We start from the raw sequence: 2116 nt of genomic DNA on the forward strand, positions 1-2116 counted from the left end.
TCCGTCAGCGCAGCAGCCTGCGCCGCAGCCGACGCGTCCACGTCCGCGGCAGCAGACGTCGCCGAGTCAGCCTCGGTGAACGCCGCAGCCTCAGCCGCCGGGTTCGCGTTGGCGTCCGCAGCAGCCGACGCCGACGCATTCAGGTTCGCGTCCGCCTCACCGGCAGTGTTCGTGTCCGTCGAGGCCTGGCTGCCATCGTCGACCACCGTGAACGACACGTCGTCGAACGTGGTCTTGCCCACAGTGCCGTCACCGACCACCTGCCGAGCAAACAGCGCGTTCTCGCCCACCCGAAGGCCATCGACGGTCAGCGACCACGTGCCGTCCTCACGCACGGTGGTGGTTCCACGATCAATGCCCTCAATGTCCTTGAGGTCCACCGTGGCACCAGGCTCACCCGTACCCCGCACAGCGGCCCGCGGGTACACCCGTCCATTCTGAGGCGGATTGGTGATCGTCACGGGCTCGTACACCTCGCCCGAGGCATCCGACGTACCCGAGGACTGCGTGCTCGCCGACGCACCCGCACTCGTCGTCGCGTCCGTCGTACCGTCGGTCGACGTCGTGTTCGTACCGTCGACCGATGCCTGCGTCGAGCCGTCGGTCGACGTCGTGTTCGTACCGTCGACCGATGCCTGCGTCGAGCCGTCGGTCGAGGCTCCGCTCGTGGAGTCCGCCGTCGCGGCCGACGACGCAGCAGCCTCAGCCTGCGACGCGTTGTTTCCATCCGTGGCCGCCGACGCCTCCGCCGTCGCCGCAGCGTTCGTGTCGTCGTCACCCTCGGAGTTCGCCGCAGCGACCGCAGCACCCGAAGCCGAAGCGTTCGCATCGGTGTCCGCCGTGGTCGACGCGCTCGTCGAGGCGTCCGTGTAAGCGGCAGCCACGGCCGCGCCCTCGGCATCCGCCTTCGCAGCAGCCGAAGCCGTCGTCTCAGCATCCGCCGTCGCCGCAGCAAGAGCAGCCGGGTTCGCGTTCGAGTCCGCAGCAGCCGAAGCCGACGCGTTCACGTTCCCGTCGGGGTTCGTGTCGGGGAACATCGGGTCCGGAACGAACCAGTCGAAGGTCTGGTCGGTCGCGCCCCAGTTCAGGTCCGTCTTCTCGTAGTCCGAGCTGGGCCTGTTCGGGTCGCCCCAGGAGTTGGTGCCAAGGACGCCGTCACCGGTGGTGTCAATCGCGTCAAGCACCTGAGCGATGTACTGCGGGTTACCCTTCGCGTTCACCTCGACCGTGCGGAGGGTGCCGTGCGGGTCGTCATAGGCCTGCTGCTGCGGGTTCCACTGGGACTTCGCTTCCCACGTCCACATCGTGCAACCGCTGCTCGCCGGGGCGAGAGTCAGGGGCTGGTCGATCAAGGAATCCGTGTTGACGGCGACGCACTGCCCGGCGAAGGGGCCGCTCAGCACGGTGATCGGGCCAGTGTGACCGGGCGCGGGGATGCGCAGCTGGACCGCCCCCGCTGCCGGCTCCGTCGACGTGGTCGACTGGTGGATGCCGGTGATGACATTCAGCCCACCGTACGGCAGCGAGGCTGTGCCGAGGGTGATGTACCGGACCACGGGGTCGTAGCCACGGACGCGCGCGTTGGCGACCAGCGGACCTTCAATCCACTCGGCGCTGGTTTCCGTCGCCAGCGCACCCGACAGTGCCTGGTTGGCGGGCGAGGTGCTCGCCGAGAGAGGTGTCTTGAACTCCGCGGCGTGTGCCGCTCCTCCGACCATGCCGGAGGCGGCGATCACGGCTGCGGCACCGAATGCCGCACCACGCTTCAGGCGACGCTGGGCACTGGGTGCCAGCAGCATCTTGGGATCGACTTTTTGAACCAACTTCTCACTCCACTTCAGGGAAAAGATCCGGCCGGGGACTTCTCCTGACGGGTGCGGCATCGTCCGACTTGCGGCGTCCACCCACACCCGCCTGGGTCCATCGAGATCGACGGCGGCTGACACAGGGCAGACGCCGTCGATTGCCGACGATGCAGCAGAGCCGCCCCCGCTCCCCGCGCCTCACATCTGCGCCAAAGCCAGTTGAGTAGTGGCTGGAGTGGTTCCAGGACGGGACACGGACGATCCCGTGAACTTCCCCGAGACGCGACGACGGCCGGTCGCCCCCGCGGGGG

The 2116-nt window shown here is 68.3% G+C and carries 1 protein-coding gene; it reads right to left on the reverse strand.

From position 1 onward, the window contains the following. On the reverse strand, positions 1-1799 hold a 1799-nt coding region (locus tag ACWGKI_RS20785), incomplete at its 3' end, for a hypothetical protein (protein WP_452189574.1). Positions 1800-2116: the final 317 nt, after the last annotated feature.

Source organism: Isoptericola sp. NPDC055881 (assembly GCF_053615895.1).